Genomic DNA, 19834 nt, shown 5'->3' on the forward strand with positions numbered 1-19834 from the left:
AAGCCTGGAGTGTAAGAGAGGGCACGACCCCACGCGGGTTCTCTTGCCTCGTTTTGGCTTTAGGTTTCTGGTGCAGAAGCGCGAAAAGATGGAAAGCGCAAGGCTTCGCTGTATTGTAGCGCTGAAGACAGATACGTGGGATGCGTAGGTAGAGGCAGGTAGCGCCTGTATGTTGTGCAAGGAGAAGAGAAGCTCACCAATAGATGGAGCTTGAAAGGGAAAAATATGGAACAGATTACGCTTGGTGATTTATATGGACCTGAAACTATAAAGAATCCTTTTACCTTGAACAGGAAACTACGTGGGCGTAAGGAGCCACTGGTCCGCATCGAGGGGGTGCCCGAGATTGGCTTCGTCTGGCTTGCGGCAGACTACGAGGATGTCATAGCCATTCTCAGAGATCCGCGTTTTGTGAAGGATCGGCTGAAGTTTATGCCGCCCCAGAGCGGGCAGGATGCGGCTGCGGACGACGGAACCCCCAATGTGATGATGTGGTGGCGCAATATGCTCACCGTCGATCCGCCCGATCATACGCGCTTGCGGGGCCTGGTCTCCAAAGCATTTACACCACGTATGATCGAGCAACTGCGCCCACAAATTCAGCATATCACCGATGAGCTTCTAGATAAAGTGCAGCCACAGGGCAAGATGGATCTCATTGCTGACTTTGCCTATCCCCTGCCTATGACGGTCATTTCGGATATGCTGGGCATTCCTGTGTCCGATCGTCAGCAGTTCCGCGATTGGAGCCGAACCCTGATGAGTATGACTACAACTCAGCAGGGGGCAGCGCCGGAACTCGCCGCTATTGTGGAAGTCTTTGTTAAGTATATCCAGGATCTACTGGAAGCCAGGCGCGAACACCCCGGTACGGACCTGACGAGTGCTCTGATTCAGGCCCATGATCAGGGCGATTCGCTTAGCGAAACCGAGCTCATTTCAACGATCTGGCTGTTGATTTTGGCCGGGCACGAGACAACGGTGAGCCTGATTGGCAACGGCATGCTGTCCCTGTTTCAACATCCCGAGCAGCTAGATATGCTGCGTAAGGACCCCACGAAGCTCCCGGCAGCAATTGAGGAACTCTTGCGCTATGCTGGTCCTATTCAGTTTGTGGAGCGCCTGGCGAATGAAGATGTCAAGCTTCACAACCAGGTCATCCACAGAGGGGAGATGGTGCTACTTTCGTTGTCTATGGCCAACCTTGATCCCCACCAGTTCTCCGGTCCAGAAAGCCTGAATATCACGCGTGAAGAGAATAAGCAGCTGGCCTTTGGCAAGGGGATTCATGCTTGTTTGGGAGCGCCTCTGGCCCGACTGGAGGGACAGATCGCCATCGGAACCTTGCTCAAGCGCCTGCCAGGTATACGGCTGGCAATTGAGCCAGAGCAGGCAGTCTGGGCTCCTTCGCAATTCCGTGGCCTGGCAAGCTTGCCGGTAACATTCTAGACAAAACTTTGCTGCTCAGCAGTTAGGCGGGTTTGCTTGAAACTATCCTCTTGTCATCCCTGCCTCGTTGATGGCGTCCAATGAGAGACGGGAAAGTTCCCTCTTTCTCGTCTCCTCTGCAGAACATTGCTAGCTAGCTCAATGCGCCTTCTCAGCCTTGAAGGTATTAATGACTATCGCGTGGAGCTCTTCATCCTCGGTCCAGACGGTGTGCTCAAGGTAAGCTGGCCAGAGCACAACATCACCGGCTGCGATCTTGCGCGTTTCCCCGGCGGGACCCCCAATGCGCACGGTTCCCTGACCCTTGATGACCAGGAAGAGGGTCGGGTGATCGGCGGCATGTTCTTCTATTGAGGCATGCGGATCAAAGTACATGGCCTCCACTTGAAGCTCCGCGTCCAGCCACAGGGGCATACCGTTGACGCGCCTGGCAAACTCTTCAAGCTTTTCCGGTGGGATTTGTCCGCGCCGGAGCTGAATAGGCACACCATAGAGGCCGGGATGATTGCCAGAAATCTTGCTTTTGAGATCAGGGCCGAAACGTCGAATCTGCATGCGCTTGTCTCCTTAAATCTGCTCGCTCTTGGCGATATGAGATGAGGTTCTACCGGTTTTGCTGAAGCGAGGAACGTATGATGCTGCCTATCATACAGGAGAGGATGCAGAAAAACACTGGCCCTTAGCACGATGTTTTTTGGGCATTTATCCGCTATACTTGAAAAAGAAATAGAAAAATAAGATCTTCACACGGCTATCGTCTGCTATGCTTGCATGACAGGTATCAGAGCAGGCCTGAATGGCAGACTAGCTCCGTTTCTGGCAGACGTAAATCATCTCACGAGAAGCTGCGGTAAGCGGCTCTTGTTGCCAACTTCCGTAGCATGAACGAATCTGAAACCCGTTGTAGAAGAGTAGAGCTTCCATCTCTTGCGGAAAGACGTAGCGTAGTGCTGTGTGATACGTCTTCTTCTCTTGCAGGCCTTCGGGTTTGAGCCAGTATTCATTGAAGGTGTAGTATTGAATCTGCGTGAGCGGATCGTACTCTTGCTGCTCCCTGATAATATATTGCCTGCCATCGGGTTGTGTAAACTTCTGTGGCTCTGAAAAGCGAGTTTCAAAGAGATTGCGGGGCGAGGGATTACGTGTGCCAAAGAGAAAACTTCCTTGCGGTTGCAGATGCTCCCATACGCGAGCTAGCAAGGCTTCATGATCGGCTCGGCTGAGAAAGTGTTGGAAGGCATTTCCCAGCATATAAATAAAGGAAAATTGCTTTTGAAGCTGGAATGTGCGCGCATCCGCCACCACCCACTCAAGCGTGGCACCTTGCATGTGAGCCTTCTGCTTAGCCCGTTCAATCATCTCGGGGATGATATCTATTCCTGTGACCTGAAAACCAAGCTCTGCCATACGAATAGCCATCGTACCAGTGCCGCAGGCGAGATCAAGCAGCGGTCCACCTGACGACTGAGCCAGCTGGGCGGTCAAAGGATAATCCGCGTCGTAGCCTCCCTCTTCCACATCATAGGCTTGCGCATCCCGATATCCTTCAAGATATTCTGAATAGTCAATCATGGCGGGTTGTCCCTTTCTGTCGCGCCTTGATTGCAATCACGTCCCTCATACGAAGTATAGCAGATGAGAAGCACTTTTCCTCGAATATGCCAGGTTTCTGGGCCGAATCCCTCCTTCTCCCAAACTTCAGGGACTACCCGACCCTTTCTTGATCCGCTGACATTGCAGACGGGCGTACAGCGTGCGTGGGTAGACGTCGTTCCAGCAGGAAAAGCGCGAAGCTAGCTACCAATAAGAGTAGAGCGGCGCTTAGCCAGGGCAAGCTTGTATTCATCGCGAAGAGCAGCGTAAACAGGCCTGGTGTCAGGATGCTTGCGATGCTCCAAGCAAATTGAAATAGGGCTAGATAGCGGCCACGCAAAGCCTCTGGACTGGCTGCGGCGGCCAATGCATTGGAGGTCGGAGCATGCATTAGCTCCGCCAGGCTGTAGATGCAGGTGATGCCAAACAGATAGGGAATCAATACTACTGAAGGGATAGCCAGAGCTAGCGTGCAGAGTAGGCACCAGCCACTCCATAATACGCCCGCTAACATCAGGATGCGTGTGCGGCGATATGGTTCGAGTAGCCGCACGATAAGTGTTTGTATGGTAGCAAGGAGCACAGTGTTGAAGGCAAATATGGCTCCAACGACCCAGACAGGTACTTTCAATGCTTCCAGGTGGAGGGGGATGCCTATCCCAAGTAGCATGCTCCCTATGGCGAAAATAATATTCGTAGCGGTCAGGGCCAGAAAGGGCCAATCCTGTAAAACGAGGCGATAGCCTGTGGATTGTGGCTGGCTGCTGCTTTGCCGGCCCGGCTTGCGTAAGGAGAAGAGGAGTAGTAGCGCGGCTAGAAAGAAGCTGAGCGCATCGACTCCAACAATCAGGTGATAGCCGATGAGCCCGCTACTGGCTACCAGAAAGCCTGAGGCAAGTCCGCCTACGCCAATGCCGATGCTTTGAGCTGCTCCAGCCAATCCATACCAGCGATCCCGCTCTTCCTTTGTCGCAAGATCGGCAATAAGCACAAAATAGGATGACCAGAAGAGCCGTTGACCGATTAAGGCTAGCGAGGCGTAGACTACCAGGCTAAATATGTTGTTGACCAGCAGATAGCCGAGCACGCCGCAGCCTTGTAGCACTTGCGCAGCTATGACGATGTGCCTGGCACTGAAGCGATCTACCAACAGACCCGCCAGGAAAACGATTGGTATGGTGCAAATGGCGGCCGTGCTGAGTGCAAAACCAACATTAACCAGGGGCAAACTGGCGGCGACGTGGAAGTAAAGTAGCGAAAAAGGCACGAAGAGGCCGCTACCCAGTGCGTCTATGATGATGGCGGCAAGAAAACCTTCGGCCCCTTTGGTACGGGGAAGTCCCAGGTGTTTTGCGATCATAATTGCTCTCTTTTCTTTACACAAATATCTTCTAGCTCTGGCCTGTCTTTGCCAGGCTCAAATCGGCAAGGCTCTACTATCGTACAAGGCAATCTGCGAAAAAACATCGTCCAAACGGTCGATGTGCATCCCTTGACAAAAGGCGTATACTAATAATGGAAAAGAGAGTCCTCTGCTTATCAGTTCCCCACAAGAATTGTACTATTTATAAATTTTTTTCCTCCAACCCCAGACTTACCAGGCCATAAGTGTTATGGAGTCGGCTCGCTCTAGCTAGCGGTTTGCTATCTGCAGAAGTGATGAGGAGGGCGCAAGCCATTTCATGTTAAGAGTGTGGTGAGCGCCGAGGCGTGAACAAAGCGTGCGCCAGCGTTCAGGGCTGCCTCTTCGTCGGTGTCCATATCGCCCGCGTACTGCAGGTTTGCCGGGGCAATTTTCCATTCGGCCGCAGCCCGCAAGAGCATGCCCGGTCGCGGCTTGCGATATTCTGGCTCGATAAAGCTTACAGCATGGGCAAGCGACCCCTGTAAAGCTTGTTGCAGCTCCTGTTGGATCGCCAGTGCGCCCTCGTTCACTTCTTCTAAGGTGTTTCCTATAGTCATAATACGTGGGTCCCAGAGGGAGATGAGCCAGAGCGTGTGCGTAAGCTGCAGCTGCTGAGCGATGGAAAGCAGGTTTTGGGCCAGCTTGTGTATGGTTGGATATTTAGCCTGACCGGTAATAGCTTCCCAGAGTGGCCCGGCCTGGTTGGTCGCCACGCCGATATGCAGCCCGTCGCGGCTCTGCAGCTCCTGCAGGATGTTAGCGACACCGGGCAAGGGCTTGCGGGTAAATGATTCTACTAAGGTTCCGTCAAGATCGAATAGGATGCCTCTTTGCATAGTCTAGTCACCTTTTGCATACAATATCATTTGTGAGTGTTAGAACCTGGTATTATATCACAGACTTTGTAGGTTCTATATGTTAGCATGGTAAAAGAGATCATTAGAGGTAAATAGGATAATTGTTAAGGAAATGATAAGAACAAACTTTGGGTGAAGACTAATAGGAATAATTGAGGGAGGGAGCTCAATTGGATGAAGACATTCAATCCCCGATGAATGATAAATTAGAGTTCTGGTTTACATGTTTTTGCTGGCTCCATTTCTGGTTTTCTTCCTGGCGACAGGCTATGATATCTTCGATTACGACATTTTCTTAAAGCAGAGCAGCACGCGGGTTACAACTGGAAAAATCGTAGAAGTCATCGAATACAAAATGTCTGATGGTGGTGAGGATGATGAGGGTGTTGAAGTCAAAAATTGCTTCGTGATTTATCAATTTTCTATCCCTGATGGGCGGATGAGCAGAAATGCAATGAATCCTCACTGGTGCCCTTTCTATTATAATACCGGTGACACGGCACCTATCGCCTTCTCGATAAAGAACCCAAAAGACGTACGTATCATTCCTCGTGGAGGAATTTTCTGGGGCTGGTTTCTCTATTACTGGCCAGGGGTTGTCTTCATCTTAGTTATGGAAATTATAGGAGTGATATATATCAAAATAAAAGATAAAATAGAGAAAAAAGGGAATGGAGAATCTCAGGGAGAAGCGAAGGATGTACGGAGAAAGAAAAAGCGGTATATGTTTCACCAGAAGCCGTTCAAGGGTCGTAAACGTAGGAAAAAGTATTGAGGCTATATCCTCTATCTCTCTATTTCTCAGCGATGCTTCTCAGGTGCGCCTCTTCCCAATATATGCCGAATGCTAATGTAGGCTCGCTCAGGCCGGGTCAAGGTGCTCGACCAGCCAGTAGAGCAGGCCGGGTTTTCTAGCTTCCCCGAGTATGGCTGTGCGCAGGCCTGCGCTTAGCGAGAGCGCTATGGGCTCGCCGTGGGCCAGGGCTATGATCTTTATGCGCCGAGCATCGCAGCTTGCAGGGCACTACTTTGCACGAGGCCGCCTGTCATGCCTGCCTCTTCATTCCCGAAACTTCCTGCGAACGCGGCAACAAATACCTTGATCGTTCAGTGCTCGTGCCCACTATTGACCGCGACCAGCTGGCCTTCTTTGCCGCCCTGGAAACATAGCGGACCTGCCTGATCGGTAGCCGGTAAAACCTGCTACAATACAAGAGAGCAATTTCTGAGGAGAAGCAATGCAAAGATTATTTTGCCATACACATATTGTTCGCTATGATGAAAGCAATTGCGCTGGCGTCCTGACTCCCACGGCTTTTGTGCGCTACATGCAGGATATTGCGGCCCGGGATGCTGAGGATGCCCAGTTGGGTGGGAATGGTTTTTGGATCGTCAAGCGTACGCATATTACCTTTAACGTGCCAGTGCCGATTCACACGAAGCTACTCTTGAAAACCTATGGCCTGGCCTTTACGCGCATCACGGCCCAGCGCGGCTATGAGGCCTATTTAGAGGCTGCGGAGTCGCCAATCATTTCGGCGCGCACTCTCTGGGTTTTTCTGGACCCGCGCGGTCGCCCTACGCGCCTGCCGGAGGATACGGCCCGGATCTGGCTCCCGGATGGTCCGCGGGAGCCGCAAGCTGAGGAGTCCTTCCCAGTTTTCCCGGATGGTGAGCCTGTGACTATGGGGGAAAGTGTGCGCTTCGCGGATATCGATATTATGCGCCATATGAATAATGCGGCGGCTGTGGAGAAGCTGGATAATGCGGCCTGGGAGGCTTATGCGCGTGCCGGGATTACGCCTGATACGACGAGGTTCGATGCTCTGAGTTACGATATTGAGTATTTGCATAGTCCGCGCTTTGGGGAGCCGTTGGTTATCCAGAGCTGGCTTGAGCCGGTGGTGGGTGAGGAGTGTGCTAGGTGGCAACAGGTTATGCAGGGGGATAAGGTGGTTGTGCGGGCGTTCTCGCGCTGGCGCGTGGACGCTGTATAGCTGGGGCCGCGATTTAACGGGGCGCGCGCCCCGTGCCCCCGGTTAAGGGCGAGCCCTTAACAATCCCTATTTTAGGGAGACAGAAAAGCCCTAACAATCCCAGGCGGGGAAAAAACCTCTTTTCAAGTACTTTTTGCTATTAGAGCCTGAGAAGCTAGTTTTTGCAAGTATTCTGGCACATAGCCTCCAAATTTCCTTTGGCCCTTTTTCTGGCCCCCTTTTATCCTCATTCTTGCTCACGACCGTCAACGCATTCCATGCTCGCATAGAGATCATTGGCCACTGTTCCAAACAGCCAGAAAAGTAGCGAAATGGGCCATGTCGCGCCTTATGAGGCTAGAAACTCTCTGGCGAAGCGCCGGAGCTGTTCGGGATCGCTGCGCGGGAAAAAGCCGAGCATCAGTTCCTGCACGCCAGCCGCCTCAAGCTCTGCTATCTGGCGGCGAACCGTAGTAGGACTGCCAATCAGCCCTTCTCTTGTCCGGCTATCACCAAAGGGGAACAGCTCGGCAAACTGAGCCTGCGCTTGCTCATCGGTCTCGGCCAGGGAACAGGGCACCATCATTGTGCGCTGAATGCTCTCATACACACGCCCCACCGTCTCACAGTGATGCTTAAGCACCTCATACTTGCGACGCAAGGTAGCAGGGTCGCCCCGGAAGTTACAGGCGTTGCCATACTGGGCAACCAGCTTGAGCGTAACTTGCTCGCCACCACCGCCGATCAGCAGGGGAATATGCGGTTTTTGCACGCCCTTGGGCTGATTAATTGCTCCATGCACCTGGTAATATTTGCCCTCAAAGGCAGCTTCCTCCTGCGTCCACATGGCCAGGAGCACTTGAAGCGCCTCACGCAGATGGCGCAGGCGGGTAGGCGCGTCGGGATACTCATAACCATATGCGCGATATTCCCACTCAGTCCAGCCGGCCCCGATGCCAAAGGTGAGGCGGCCATGCGAGAGCACATCGACAGTGCTGGCCATTTTGGCGAGGAGGGCAGGATTGCGAAACCCATTGCAGGTGACGAGCTGTCCCACGCGTATGCGCCTGGTGTCCCTTGCCAGTGCCGCCGTCGACGTCCAGGCCTCAAAGGCCACTTCTTGCGAGGCTTGAGGGAGCGTGGCCAGATGATCGATCAGCCATAGCGAGGAAAAGCCGAGCTCATCAGCCGTCTGTGCAATATGGGTAAGCATTTCATAGGCCTCTGTTGAGTCCTTGGTTGCCCTCATATCGCCCATTCAGGCTTGGGGAAGTAAGACGCCAAATTGTATGCTCATAAAAATAGTCTCCTTTTCAGCAAGAACACTTATGCTTCGATATTGCTCAGGTGACGCAGGATAGGTACAGTTGCGCGCAACTGCATGAGCTCATCCGGGTCGAGATGACCAAGCAGGCTCTGGAAATGAGTAAGCCAGAACTCCTGATAAAGCGAGGCCACGCGCTGCCCGCGTTCCGTTAGCGAGACCTGTACAACCCTCCAATCCTGCTCATCGCGAACCCGCTCAATAAATCCCTGGGTTAGCAGGCGTTTCACCATAGCCGTGATGGCTGGTGGCGCCACCGCCAATTGTTCGGCCAGCTCTTGCATGGTGCAGCGCTGGCGCGCCAATAGTACGCGCAACAACTTGAACTGTCCCTTGGTGGCACGTAGCTCTATAATGTCGCGCCACTCGGGGCAAGATCGTCTGAGGCGCGAGGAATATCCGCGCGAATGTGATCCAACAAGCGAGGAATAATGTCAAATAAAGCGTCGGCGATATCTCGCGTATCGTTGGTGCCAGGCTCACTCATATCCTTATCCTGCCTCTCTTTGTTAACGAGGTTAATACTTAAACAGATTATTATTTAAACTGTTTAAGTAAATTGTAAGCGCTGATGTTCTTCTTGTCAAGCCGGGCAGTGTCTTTGCAGTGTGGCTTCATGCTCCTGCTTTGCCTATCAACTACTACAAAAGAGGAGGGATGTGAGGGTGATTTGTGCATTTGGGAACCTTGTGCCAGGCATTCGAGTTTGGGCCTGGCACAAGCTAGGCTGGCGAGTATAGCTTGAGGTCGAGTTGTGGATCTTTTGGACAAGCTAGCAAAGGGAAAAGCTACGCCAGAATTGAGAGGATGAAAAGAGGGCTTCTTCTGAAGATGCTCTTATTGTACTAATTTACTATCGAGCACGCATTCACCGTTCTCCATTAAGCGGAGAGATGCACGGATAGGTTGCGGAGTGAGATCCTTCCAGGGGAGAATAGGAGGACGGCGCTGCCAATACCAGGCCTGCTGAGAGATGTCCGTCGGCTGGCCATATGTCATTGCTTCGAGGAGGGCTGCCCCTGCATCGTCGATAGTGAGGGTTCGATACTGCTCTTCGATGAGGCTGGCAGCTTCCCAGAACAGGTGTTGTTCAGCTTGGGGAAGCTTGGCAATTGCCGCATCTAGATTATCTCTATCTCTAAGGTGGTTTGCATACTGCTGGGCTGGATAACAATTTCCCGGGCCCATCCATGAGACATACGTAGGATCAATACTTCCCAGAAGCTTAAAACTGAAAGAGCCTTGGATGCGGGATTCGAAAGCGTCGAGAGGTGGCTATTCTCAAGCTGGATTGTAAGTGTGTCACAGATCGGTGTTGATGGCCGCTGTTTGATCTCTAATTCATTAATGATATCGGGAAAATGAGTCACCCGAGCATGGGGCAGCTCCGGGACTGGGAATTCTACCTCGTAGACGAAGTACGGCATATACTCTTCTCCATCGATGACTACCAAATTGCCCTCCATAGCGTAAGCACAGAACACTTCTCCTCTGGGTGTGGCAAGCCAACTTGCGGAAGGATGAATATTAAGTGAGAGTGGAAATCTCACAACTGTGTTAAAAGTTTCTGCTAGATGGATAGCTAGAGCCTCCTCTGTGGGTAATCGGCCTGCTGTATAGACATCAGGGAAGTTAATGGTAGCAAAGAGGCTGAGCGACCAGGCAAAATCGCCAGAACACCTTTCATAAGAGCAAAAGATGAGGATGGAGCTCCACTTCTCCTCGTCCAGATCAAATTGTTTCTGCCAGTCCACAATGCAGACATCTTGTACAGCAACCTGGAAGAATGAAGCGAGGAATGTAGGGAGCTGATCGAGTATATCTTTCCTGGCCACAACGAGATCATAGTTCATTTACTTCATTTTTGCCTTTCTTCTTGAATCTCAGATAACCTCCTGGTCTAGCACTTTGCACAAATTAATATCGGGTGCCAACCACTTTTCGGCTTCTTTCGATGAGAAACATGCCTTCATATGCAAGAAAAGTATAGCAGATGAAAAGCGCTTTTTCCAGGAAATGGTGTAGCGATGTGATGAGGATCACATTTGAAGGCTAGAGCAGATCAAGCTCATCATCCTGAAAGCAAAGCACTCACCCATTAGAAAAGAGAGGTGTGCGTAAAATAATCGGTTTATGAGGAGTAAGGGGAAAAAGCCATGCCAGAATTGAGAGGATGAAAAAGAGGTTTTTTTAATTTAGTTGCGCTCCCAAGCGGGCTGTTGCCCTTTTTAAAGCATATGAGAGAGACGTCTCTCGAAGAAATACACGTTTTGCAACTCCTAACTGGGAGGGAAACGTTGGGGCAGAGCTACGATTTTAACGGGACTTGCACTCCAAGCCCCCGGTTAAGAGCTAACCCTTAACAATCCCTTTTAGAGGCTTATGCGTCATTCCCATGTTTCCATAACGGAGAGTGTTGCAATCCCACTGGGAAGCGAACCCCATTTTACAAGGAGTTGCGAGCATTGTAGGGATTTTCCAGTTTTCAAAAACGGGATTGTTAAGGGCTCGCCATTAACCGGGGGAACCCTCTCCCTTTCACATATAGGTTTTTTTGAGGGCGCCAGGCGGCAATCCGCGCTCGCGCTTCCGCTCACGCTGACGAAGCTGCGAGGGCTTCGGGAGCTTCCTGGGTGAGGTGATGGCCTGAGGCCACTCTTCAGCCAGCAGAATGCCGCACGGCAAAACCTCTGCGTTGAACAGAGCAGCGACTAAACCGAGCCGCCCACGGACCACGCAACTCAACTGGCGCGTTGGCAGTTGACCCGTAGGCCGCTTGCGTCTCCGCCGTGCGATGTGCTGTTCTGGCAATGACTCACCTGGGGGTTCCTGACGCTTCTCTTGCTCCATCTGACAGCCAAGGCTCACCGTCCAGACTTGAGCCACCGCCATCGCCAGTCACAATCGTTCGACGCGGCTGGCATCCACCATTTTGCTGTGATGCCACCCCCATAAGCCGCGCTTCACGTCTTTAAAGCCCGTTTCAATCCATGTCCGCATCCCATACCAACTTATCTCGGCTTGTTCGGGAGACAGATCGGTGAGCACCGCCCAGGGGTGTTCGTAGCTCGCTTCCCAATGCATCAGCAACGTGCATGTTAGGCGGCTGGATTTCCCCGCAAAGCATTCCACTGTCCCTTTCCAATGGGTTCTCGACGTAGGAGTCCATCGGCTAATCCAGTCAAACTCCTTCTCACCCACCGCGCGTGCCTTGACCCACAGATTGATGCGCAAAAATGGATGCTACCCACACTCGAGGATCGCCTGAAACAACCAACGCGCATACAACCCTCGATCAGCCATCACCAGCACCTGCCACTCAGCTGGAATACAACCGTCCAGGTGCTTGAGCAGCCCCTCCCAATGCGGTCGCCAACTGCCTTTCTCATGTCCGCCCAGCACTTTCCATGCCACCGGGATCGCGCAACTGCGGATCACCACGCTGATCGTCAAAATCGTCCAACGCTCCCCCAATGTGGTGGCATCCAGCACCAGCACCATTTGCTGATTCCCATTTCCCCACAAACGCACGATCCATTGCAACAAGGGTGCGAAGCAGGTGGTCACGTCCACTTCTCGCCGCTTTTTTCCGCTTTTGTGCTTTGCATCCAGATACCACTCGCGTAAGTGTTGAAACACCGCTTGTTCCTGCTGTTCTAATACCAACGCGAGCAGAGCACTGATTTGCGTGATTCCTGCCGTTCCAGCGAGCGCGATCCCCGCGCTCCAGAGAACCAACCCCCAGATTTGCGGCTTGCTTAAATGATGAATGGCGGTTGACACCTCGTGTGACCACTGCGATAATCGATCCGGGCAAGGCATGCTCGTTCTCCTGCTCTCGATGCGTCTTTGGTTTTTTTCATCGTAGCAGATTGTGGCGTCTTGCTGTCAATTTGTAAGCTGTCTGTATAGAAAGGGAAAATGATGCACGATCTTGATCTCTCCCGCGTTGTGCCTGCAGCCAGGCCAGTTGTAGAGGCTGCGGCCAGAGTGTATCTACGCCATACAGAACAGTGGTTCTTCGGTTTGCTCATTCATGGCTCAGCTCTCAAAGGCGGCTTTATCCCTGGATGTAGCGACATTGATCTCCAGATCTACCTTCGATCTGAAGCGTTCACTATCTATGGCCAGTTGCCGTTGGAAATTTGTAGCGCTATTCAACGCGACCTGGCGTGCATCGATCCACACCCATTCCAGTATATTCAGGGGTATATACGCTCGCCTCTGCCACGTTCTGACTATGTTGGGCCAATCCCAGGAGCCTACCATATGCTCACCGGCTAACTTCCTGTGCCAGAGGCGAGCGAGGCAGATTTACAGCGCTCAGCTCGTAAAAAACTGGCGAGCATCGATGAACGCATTGCCTATTATTGCCGGGGTTTGCTCGAACATGGCTCAGGTAAGTTAGAGCGACAAGTGCGCTTTCTCTGTACCGACCTCTGGCCAACGCTCTATCAACTCTTGACCATCCAAGAGCAGGATGGTCTGCGTATATGGAAGCTCCCTAAACCCGAAGCTATCGCTCTCTTGTCTCAAGAGAGTCAGCTCGCACAAACTGCTTCCGCCTTTTATCAGGCATTGCATCTCTATTATCCGCAAGCAACCTCAGTTGAAGATGCAATCCGCGTTATTGAAGCTGGCATCGCTTTCTTCGAGGAAGCTCGCGTCTGGTGGCTTGAGTGTGGCGAGGGGAAGCTTCTTTAAAAATCTATACTTGAAGGGAACCCTCTCCGGGGGAGAGGTAATGGGGCGCGAGCCCCCTTTTTTCCTCCTCATTCCCGCTTGTTGCGCTTCCCAAGCCCTGCGAGCATCCACGCTCACTACTGCCAGTACATCACATGCTCGCATACAGATCATTTACAACTGTTGTATGCAGTATAGACCCTGGTAAGAACGTGAGACCGGCGCTATTTAAAGCTGGCTACTTGCCCGGACCAGGCTTTTAGAAATAGGATTGTAATCCTCCTCTTCGGCGCACATCAAGCGTGGCACAATGGAATGATCCTCCCAAAGCTTGAAAGTGGCGGAACGGGCAACGCAGCGGCTTAAATCCCCAGGATGTGAGTTGGGCGATGAGTGGCTCTTCCTGGGCTTCGACTACTACGCGCTCTTCATCGAGCATGAGAATGTTCATGCTAAGCCAATGACTACTCATATAGAGCGGCGGTGCCGCTCTGGGTACGGGCTGAGCCGCGTAGCGCACTTCCCAGGACGCGAGCATCTCAGGCAGTTTGATCCCCCTTATTCTCTCCGGGTTGACCAGCAGTTTTCCGGGCGCGAGAGGAACAAAGGTTGCATCCAGATGCATCGGATGTGGATCGTTGAACTGTAGTTCATGGATGCGATAGCGCTCCCCTAGATGTCTGCGGAGCCAGGCGATCCCAAAACTGTTGGTAACCTGACTACGTTGGACAAAGATATCTTTGCCACAACGAATATAATCGGCAGCATCAAATGTCGGTTCATATTCGGAAAGCATGCTACGAAAAGGAAATGCTTCTTCTCCCTCTTGTTCTTCCACAGGCTGGTATAAAGCGTCGGGTAACTGTGGCCTGGGTGCTGCGCTCCATCTAGCCCCTTGCTGGAAGTAGTTCTTAAGCAAGGAGCGATAGGCGAATGTTTCAAAGTAGCGACAGCGCCAGGCCATCGGCGCTTCGATGATCTCATCGCCAATGACCAGCAGGCAATCCCTTGGCATGGCTGTATAGAGGCCCGCCGGACTGCTCCAATCGGGAGTAGCAAACTGTCGAGAACAATCTACCGGGTCGGGTCGGCGAACCTTGACGCCTTCAGCTTCTAAGAGCTGAACGAACTGGTTCAACTCTGCATTGGCCGCCATAAGCAGATCCTGGGGAAAGGCGCGTCCTCCATGGGTGTAAAAGAAGGCGTGATGTTCTGTAGGCATGGTGGCCTGGAGAATAGCATGCCAGCAGGGCACGGTAGCACCTTCCACACGGCCAACAATCACTTCTTCTAAAGGGTCCCATTCATTTCTCCCGGGCTTCCCAATACTCGTTTTTTGCTGCCTGACAGCGGCGAGGCGGGGAGAGAGTCCCCAGGTTAAGGGCTACGTCGTGAGCAAGTGAATTGGCCCTTAACCGGGTGGATATCTCTCCGGGGGATAGGTATCGGGGCGCGAGCCCAAATGTTCCATCCGAAAATTAGCGTACACTCTTGATCGGCTGCACAAGCACAGCGCCCAGCAACGTTAGCACCGTAGCAACCAGGAAGAGCGACGTATAACCGGCTTCCACGCTGCTGGCAAAAATGCTGATCGCAAGCGCACCAACCGAAGGCGCCAGGAACTGCGCCACATTCAGCGCAATCACCATCACACCCAGATCCTTGCCGCGACTCTCCGCGCGCGGCAGCACCTGCGTAATCAGGGCCATATCCACAGCGTTATAAGCTCCGATGCCTATACCTTGCAGGGCAAAGGAGACAATTACCGCCGGCCAGGTATGGATTAAGGCAGGAATAAGCAGGCTTAGGGCCAGCAGAACCGTCGCCCCGATCACAAAGGGCTTGCGCCGCTGAAAGCGGTCAGAAATAATACCACCTAGCAGCGTAGCCACAAGCGAGCCAACCGTTGAAATAGTCGTCACAATCGTCATTCCTTCGGCCACCGTATGCCCGGGAAAGAGCTGGGCATAGTGCACGACGTCGCGCAAGAAGAAATTGCTGAACGAAGATATCGTGAAAAAGGCAAGGAAGACCAGGAAGCGCGTAATCCAGGCATAGGCAAAATCGGGAAACTGGCGCGGACTAATCCAGAAGCCGGCCACAAATTCGCCAAGACGGAAGGGCGGCATCGCCCCTTTAGGGAGCCGTGGCTCGCGATAGAAGAGCACAAAGCCGCCGGCGAGCAGGATGATAATAGCAATCAGGGCAGAATAGGCGATCGGAATCGATTGGCCGGTGAGATTGAGGACAGTCGTGACAAGCAGCATGCCAAGAACCGTGCTTATCGGGAGCGCCAGACCTATAATGGCCGAAGCTGTGCCGCGCTCCTTCTCTGGAATGCGGTCAGGCATAAGGATGTTAAGAATTGCCAGCAAAAGATTGCCACAACAATTGATCACAATCCAGCCGATGGCGATAAATAGAATCGTGTTGGCCTGCGAGGCAAGCAGGAGCCCGGCCACAACGCCCAGCATGCCACCCAGAATCCAGGGTCGGCGCCGACCTATGCGCGCGGTCGTGCGGTCAGATAACGCGCCGCCCAGCGGTGGACTGATCACGCCGGCCAGGCCGCCCAGCGTGAGAATAATGCCAAGAGTAGCCACCTTGTGGATCGGATCAAGGCGATTGATCTGTTCTGGCAACAAGAGCGAAAGGATTGGTAAGCCCACGGCCAGCCAGCTAACCGTGGCAATAGCTATACCTGCGGGAAGGCCAAGGCCAACAGGTTTTGTGGGAGGGCGCAAAGCTTCGGGAACGTCTGTTATTACATCGTCCGCTGCGTTAAGAGTCTGGGAAAGTACTTCAGGTGATCGAATGATTTCTTCTTCCATGCTCTGAGACTCCTTTGGGGTGCTAAAATATATCCCTACGGATCGGTGCTCCAACCGGGCCTCACCGGCTCATGCTGATCCTGGCTGAGTAATAAGCTCTTCCATAAAAGCTTACAATATTTCCAGGTCAAGGCCAGAAAGCTAATGTGAATGCGCGGTTTGAGTTCCGGGTTTATGGCAGCACGCTTGATGCCATCTTACTAAGCAACGGGCTAAATTAAGGGTGTATAATGTGTATACCGATTTACTAAGCAACGGGACATAATAAGGGTGCGTAATTGGTATATTGAGGCAGCATGCCGGCTGCTGGGCCATCCTCTCCAGAGAAAGGCAGCAACCAGGCATGCCAGGTAACTAACTATTTTTCTGTCCCGGCTGTTGGGTCAGCAGTAACAACATCAAACGTATAGGTGCCAGAGCCCACATCGATGAGCGTGGCATCCTCCGTTCTGCGCACACCGGTGATGCCCTCGACAGCTTCTAAGGCCTGTCCCTGCTCCGTAACCTCTTTTCCTATAGTCGAAAGAATTGTCACGGTGGCGCTGGTATTGGCCGGGACCGTCACAGTAAGCCTGAAGTGTCCGTCCGCAAGTTGCCAGCTAGAAGCAACTTCGCCATAGAGAGATTGATAGCTGGCCGAGGCTGCGGTGAGGCCGGCCCCTGGCTGCGGCTGGAAGCTGGCGTGTTTGTAGCCGGGTTGTGTGGGCTCAATCCCTGCTACAACCTGATATAGCCAGCTTCCCACCGCACCATACGAATAGTGGTTGAGCGAGCCATGAGGATTGCCCTCCTCATCGATGCCATCCCAGGATTCCCAGATCGTCGTTGCTCCTTTCTCCACAGCATAGAGCCAGGAAGGACGACTCTCTTGCATGAGCAGCTCGTAGGCTACGTCGAGATAGCCGTTGGCGCCCAGCACCGAACACAGGAAAGGCGTTGAAAGGAAGCCGGTCCCCAAATGCGTGCCTGCGCTGCGTATAAGCTTCACAAGATGAGCGGCGGCGGCCGGGCGCAGTTCGGCGGGGAGCAGATCAAAGGCCAGCGCCCGCACATAGGCGGCCTGCTTTTCTGGCGTGATGCTGCCATCCTTATCAACAAATTCGCTGATGTAGGCCTGCTTAATCTGCTCATGTAGCCTGCTATATTCCTGTGCATCAGCCTCTTTGCCCAGCACACGCGCGGCCTCGGCCAGCAAGCGCGTCGAATTGGCAAAATAGGCAGTGGCAACGTGCGGCGCGCTAAGAATCTGTTGCACCTCGGGCGTATGCTCACCGAATAAGAGAGCGGGCACCGGATCGTTCGGTTCCAGCCATTCGCCCCAATGGAAATTAGTATCCCACAGGTAGCGCTCGTGGGCGTGCGGCTCACGTTCCCGATAGCGTGGAGCCGTGTGGCCCGCCGGCTTATATTTATCCTGGGCATTTTGGCGCTCGTATTCTACCCAGGCCTTCATGCTCTCATACTGCTCTTGAAGAATGCGCCGATCACCATACATCTGGTAGAGTGTCCAGGGTATGATTACCGCCGCGTCGCCCCAGCCCGCAGCCCCTTCCAGAAACTCCGTCGAGAAATTGTTAACCGTAAGCTTGCTGGCTGGCGAAGGAATCATGTTTGGCACGCGTCCGTTGGCTCCCTGTTCGGCGGCCAGATCTTTCAACCATTTAGTAAAGAAGCCAGCCGTCTGCATAAGGAAAGAGCCGGTCCCAACAAAGATCTGTGCATCGCCAGTCCAGCCGGCGCGCTCACGCGTTGGGCAGTCAGTGGGGATTTCCAGGAAATTGCCCTTCTGGCTCCAGAGGATATTATGCTGAAGCTGGTTCAAACGCGGATCTGAGCAGCTAAAGGATCCGATCTCCGGCATATCTGAATAGAGCGCAATGCCTGTAAAGTTTGCTGGCGTCGGCGTGCCAGGGAAACCTTCGACCTTCACATAGCGGAAGCCGTGCGTCGTGAAATGAGGCGTGTAGACCTCTTCACCTTCACCTTTAAGCGTGTACAAGACTTCCTGGAGAGGAGCAGGGATGATCGGTTCCAGCCCGAGATGCTCCATTGTGAAATTGCCAGCCTTATCAAGGGCCTCGCCATGTTGCAGGCGAATCGTCGTTCCGGCTGGCCCCGAAACCCTGAGCTGTACTACCCCAGAAAGATTCTGTCCCATATCCACGACAGTCTCTCCAGCCGGAGTCGTGAGGATCGCCAGCGGAACAAAGCGTTCTTTGCGGCGTACCAGCGGGCCAACTGTCGCCACTAAATTGGCAAGGCCATACTCAGCCACGCGCACCCCCTGCCACCTGCTATCATCGAAGCCGGCTTGATCCCAGCCAGGCATTTCCAGGCGCGCATCATAGATTTCGCCATCTTGCAGATCAGATTTGAGGATCGGCCCGGTTGTGGCCCGCCAGTGCTCATCAGAAATAATAACCTGCTCGCTACCATCGCTATAACGGACATGAAGCTGTAAGAGCAGACTCAGGCGCTCGCCATAGAAGTTGCGCAGCCCGCCGATAGAGATTGAGCCCCGATACCAGCCATCGCCAAGAATTACCCCAAGCGCATTCTCGTTTGAGCGCAGCAACTCGCTCACATCGTAGGTCTGGTATTGGAGACGATGCTCATAACTGGTGAAGCCTGGCGTGAAATAGGCATCTCCGACGCGCTGACCGTTGAGCGAGAGCTCGTAGAGGCCGTGCGCCGTGACATAGAGTCGTGCCGAAGCTACCGGCTTATCAAGCGTGAAGGCTGTACGTAGATAGGGCGCGGGTTTGAACGCCTGTGGATCATCATCCCAGTCAGCTTCGATCCATTTAGCCTGCCAGTCAGAGGAATGTAGCAGGCCCATCTCCCACCAGGCCGGCTCACTCCAGGTTGAGGCCTGGTGGGCGCCATCCCAGATCCGCACCTGCCAGGTGTAGCGCTGGGCCGAGCGAAGTTCCGGCCCGGCATAGGGAACGTGGACTGATTGCCCTGATGGCACTTTCCCACTATCCCAGAGCTCACCCTTTTCATCATTCACCCGCAGCTGGTACGCGGTTTGTACAGTTCCGCGCCCTGCCGGGGAGACAAGTTTCCAGCTTAAACGGGGCTGCCTGACATCGATACCAAGAGGGTTATCCTGGTACTCGCAGCGCAGATCCTGTACACCAATGGACGAAGTGGATGTGGCACTCGTTGCCATAGTACCTCCCGGCTAATAGAGCCATCTCGTGCTGTATTTTCGCTGAGCGAGACATCGCCCTTGTGAAAGGCCGCCCAACCACAGCGTAGGTGGCCTTGTGTGAAAACTTTCGTTTCGTTTAATTTTATATGGTTTCAAGAAAAATACAATAAAAAAATTGAAAAGTCAATAGTCAGGCCCAACTGTTTCGGTTTTTCGTGCATTCTCGTCGGCTCCTCAGCAAAAATGCCGGCAAGAGAGCAGAGCGAGCAGAGGCAGCTGCGCAGCTAAAAATTTGTGCCATAACGCATGCTATCGCCCCTTTAATTGCCTCTATTCTGAAGAGTTCATAGTGATGAAGATTTGCCTGAAGAAGGCTATAAGTCCTTCGCATGAGCTACTTGCAGCCTCGCTAGCTAGTCGCGGTAGACCATGCATAAGGCTCTCGGGATCTTGAGAGGCGAGACGATATGAACAGTAGATGTAATAAAACGAAATTAAACGAAAGTAAATAGGAAAGCAGATGTACTTCGGTATAGCTGCAGTGGCCATTAGCGGGGCG

Annotated in this window: 20 protein-coding genes; 6 read left to right on the top strand and 14 right to left on the bottom strand. The window is 53.0% G+C overall.

Going from position 1 to position 19834, the window contains the following annotated elements:
- Positions 1–225: 225 nt before the first annotated feature.
- Positions 226–1449, top strand: a complete 1224-nt coding sequence (locus tag EPA93_RS12830) for a cytochrome P450 family protein (protein ID WP_129887905.1) — start codon at positions 226–228, stop codon at positions 1447–1449.
- 138 nt (positions 1450–1587) lie between these two features.
- Here EPA93_RS12830 and EPA93_RS12835 read toward each other — a convergent pair whose 3' ends face one another.
- The 4 genes from EPA93_RS12835 to EPA93_RS12850 all read right to left on the bottom strand — a co-directional run bounded on the left by EPA93_RS12835 (position 1588) and on the right by EPA93_RS12850 (position 5283).
- Positions 1588–2004 (bottom strand): cupin domain-containing protein, encoded by a 417-nt coding sequence (locus EPA93_RS12835; protein WP_129887906.1) that lies wholly within the window; start codon positions 2002–2004, stop codon positions 1588–1590.
- A 249-nt stretch (positions 2005–2253) separates the two neighbouring features.
- Positions 2254–3021, bottom strand: coding sequence for a class I SAM-dependent methyltransferase (locus EPA93_RS12840; protein WP_129887907.1), 768 nt, complete (start codon positions 3019–3021; stop codon positions 2254–2256).
- Positions 3022–3154: 133 nt separating this feature from the next.
- Entirely contained in the window at positions 3155–4402 is a 1248-nt protein-coding gene (locus EPA93_RS12845) for an MFS transporter (RefSeq protein ID WP_129887908.1), read from the bottom strand.
- Between the two features lie 320 nt (positions 4403–4722).
- Positions 4723–5283 (bottom strand): HAD hydrolase-like protein, encoded by a 561-nt coding sequence (locus EPA93_RS12850; RefSeq protein ID WP_129887909.1) that lies wholly within the window; start codon positions 5281–5283, stop codon positions 4723–4725.
- A gap of 244 nt (positions 5284–5527) precedes the next feature.
- Here EPA93_RS12850 and EPA93_RS12855 point away from each other — a divergent pair, with 244 nt between their 5' ends.
- The 3 genes from EPA93_RS12855 (at position 5528) to EPA93_RS12865 (ending at position 7301) form a co-directional block, all read left to right on the top strand.
- Entirely contained in the window at positions 5528–6079 is a 552-nt protein-coding gene (locus EPA93_RS12855) for a hypothetical protein (protein WP_129887910.1), read from the top strand.
- A gap of 239 nt (positions 6080–6318) precedes the next feature.
- A complete protein-coding gene (locus tag EPA93_RS12860) occupies positions 6319–6474 on the top strand; it encodes a hypothetical protein (RefSeq protein ID WP_207229524.1) in 156 nt (51 codons plus the stop codon).
- Positions 6475–6542: 68 nt separating this feature from the next.
- Positions 6543–7301, top strand: coding sequence for an acyl-[acyl-carrier-protein] thioesterase (locus tag EPA93_RS12865; RefSeq protein WP_129887911.1), 759 nt, complete (start codon positions 6543–6545; stop codon positions 7299–7301).
- 328 nt (positions 7302–7629) lie between these two features.
- Here the strand turns inward: EPA93_RS12865 and EPA93_RS12870 are convergent, their stop codons facing one another.
- From EPA93_RS12870 to EPA93_RS12895, 7 genes are all read right to left on the bottom strand, one after another.
- A complete protein-coding gene (locus tag EPA93_RS12870) occupies positions 7630–8529 on the bottom strand; it encodes an LLM class F420-dependent oxidoreductase (protein ID WP_340689233.1) in 900 nt (299 codons plus the stop codon).
- 77 nt (positions 8530–8606) lie between these two features.
- Positions 8607–8960, bottom strand: coding sequence for a MarR family winged helix-turn-helix transcriptional regulator (locus tag EPA93_RS12875; RefSeq protein WP_129887912.1), 354 nt, complete (start codon positions 8958–8960; stop codon positions 8607–8609).
- Positions 8954–9091: a hypothetical protein gene (locus EPA93_RS48325; RefSeq protein WP_165423060.1), complete on the bottom strand. Its 138-nt coding sequence runs from the start codon at positions 9089–9091 to the stop codon at positions 8954–8956. Before EPA93_RS48325 ends, EPA93_RS12875 begins: the two co-directional genes overlap by 7 nt.
- Before the next feature lie 350 nt (positions 9092–9441).
- The gene (locus EPA93_RS12880) at positions 9442–9792 is read right to left on the bottom strand and encodes a hypothetical protein (RefSeq protein WP_129887913.1); all 351 of its coding nucleotides are present in this window, start codon (positions 9790–9792) and stop codon (positions 9442–9444) included.
- Entirely contained in the window at positions 9726–10457 is a 732-nt protein-coding gene (locus tag EPA93_RS12885) for a hypothetical protein (RefSeq protein WP_129887914.1), read from the bottom strand. Before EPA93_RS12885 ends, EPA93_RS12880 begins: the two co-directional genes overlap by 67 nt.
- Before the next feature lie 685 nt (positions 10458–11142).
- Positions 11143–11496: a hypothetical protein gene (locus tag EPA93_RS12890; protein ID WP_129887915.1), complete on the bottom strand. Its 354-nt coding sequence runs from the start codon at positions 11494–11496 to the stop codon at positions 11143–11145.
- 351 nt (positions 11497–11847) lie between these two features.
- Positions 11848–12426 (bottom strand): hypothetical protein, encoded by a 579-nt coding sequence (locus EPA93_RS12895; RefSeq protein WP_129887916.1) that lies wholly within the window; start codon positions 12424–12426, stop codon positions 11848–11850.
- A gap of 99 nt (positions 12427–12525) precedes the next feature.
- On the opposite strand from EPA93_RS12895, the gene EPA93_RS12900 reads away from it, so the two are divergent.
- Entirely contained in the window at positions 12526–12888 is a 363-nt protein-coding gene (locus EPA93_RS12900; protein ID WP_129887917.1) for a hypothetical protein, read from the top strand.
- Between the two features lie 6 nt (positions 12889–12894).
- Entirely contained in the window at positions 12895–13308 is a 414-nt protein-coding gene (locus EPA93_RS12905; protein WP_129887918.1) for a hypothetical protein, read from the top strand.
- A 238-nt stretch (positions 13309–13546) separates the two neighbouring features.
- On the opposite strand, the gene EPA93_RS12910 is transcribed toward EPA93_RS12905, so the two are convergent.
- The 3 genes from EPA93_RS12910 to EPA93_RS12920 all read right to left on the bottom strand — a co-directional run bounded on the left by EPA93_RS12910 (position 13547) and on the right by EPA93_RS12920 (position 19293).
- A complete protein-coding gene (locus tag EPA93_RS12910; protein ID WP_207229526.1) occupies positions 13547–14557 on the bottom strand; it encodes a hypothetical protein in 1011 nt (336 codons plus the stop codon).
- A gap of 208 nt (positions 14558–14765) precedes the next feature.
- On the bottom strand, positions 14766–16118 hold the full coding sequence (locus tag EPA93_RS12915) for an MFS transporter (RefSeq protein ID WP_129887920.1): 1353 nt from the start codon (positions 16116–16118) through the stop codon (positions 14766–14768).
- A gap of 358 nt (positions 16119–16476) precedes the next feature.
- A complete protein-coding gene (locus EPA93_RS12920) occupies positions 16477–19293 on the bottom strand; it encodes a glycoside hydrolase family 78 protein (protein ID WP_129887921.1) in 2817 nt (938 codons plus the stop codon).
- Positions 19294–19834: the final 541 nt, after the last annotated feature.

This window comes from Ktedonosporobacter rubrisoli (genome assembly GCF_004208415.1).
In the GTDB taxonomy this organism is placed as follows: Bacteria; Chloroflexota; Ktedonobacteria; order Ktedonobacterales; family Ktedonobacteraceae; genus Ktedonosporobacter; species Ktedonosporobacter rubrisoli.

Excerpts from the sequence above, each read along its gene's own strand:
- EPA93_RS12920 (WP_129887921.1), bottom strand. The coding sequence starts at position 19,293 with ATGGCAACGAGTGCCACATCCACTTCGTCCATTGGTGTACAGGATCTG.
- EPA93_RS12835 (WP_129887906.1), bottom strand. The coding sequence starts at position 2,004 with ATGCAGATTCGACGTTTCGGCCCTGATCTCAAAAGCAAGATTTCTGGC.
- EPA93_RS12845 (WP_129887908.1), bottom strand. The coding sequence starts at position 4,402 with ATGATCGCAAAACACCTGGGACTTCCCCGTACCAAAGGGGCCGAAGGT.
- EPA93_RS12855 (WP_129887910.1), top strand. The coding sequence starts at position 5,528 with ATGTTTTTGCTGGCTCCATTTCTGGTTTTCTTCCTGGCGACAGGCTAT.
- EPA93_RS12915 (WP_129887920.1), bottom strand. The coding sequence starts at position 16,118 with ATGGAAGAAGAAATCATTCGATCACCTGAAGTACTTTCCCAGACTCTT.
- EPA93_RS12895 (WP_129887916.1), bottom strand. The coding sequence starts at position 12,426 with ATGCCTTGCCCGGATCGATTATCGCAGTGGTCACACGAGGTGTCAACC.
- EPA93_RS12865 (WP_129887911.1), top strand. The coding sequence starts at position 6,543 with ATGCAAAGATTATTTTGCCATACACATATTGTTCGCTATGATGAAAGC.
- EPA93_RS12870 (WP_340689233.1), bottom strand. The coding sequence starts at position 8,529 with ATGAGGGCAACCAAGGACTCAACAGAGGCCTATGAAATGCTTACCCAT.
- EPA93_RS12880 (WP_129887913.1), bottom strand. The coding sequence starts at position 9,792 with ATGGGCCCGGGAAATTGTTATCCAGCCCAGCAGTATGCAAACCACCTT.
- EPA93_RS12840 (WP_129887907.1), bottom strand. The coding sequence starts at position 3,021 with ATGATTGACTATTCAGAATATCTTGAAGGATATCGGGATGCGCAAGCC.
- EPA93_RS12830 (WP_129887905.1), top strand. The coding sequence starts at position 226 with ATGGAACAGATTACGCTTGGTGATTTATATGGACCTGAAACTATAAAG.
- EPA93_RS12900 (WP_129887917.1), top strand. The coding sequence starts at position 12,526 with ATGATGCACGATCTTGATCTCTCCCGCGTTGTGCCTGCAGCCAGGCCA.
- EPA93_RS12850 (WP_129887909.1), bottom strand. The coding sequence starts at position 5,283 with ATGCAAAGAGGCATCCTATTCGATCTTGACGGAACCTTAGTAGAATCA.
- EPA93_RS48325 (WP_165423060.1), bottom strand. The coding sequence starts at position 9,091 with ATGAGTGAGCCTGGCACCAACGATACGCGAGATATCGCCGACGCTTTA.
- EPA93_RS12890 (WP_129887915.1), bottom strand. The coding sequence starts at position 11,496 with ATGGCGGTGGCTCAAGTCTGGACGGTGAGCCTTGGCTGTCAGATGGAG.
- EPA93_RS12885 (WP_129887914.1), bottom strand. The coding sequence starts at position 10,457 with ATGAACTATGATCTCGTTGTGGCCAGGAAAGATATACTCGATCAGCTC.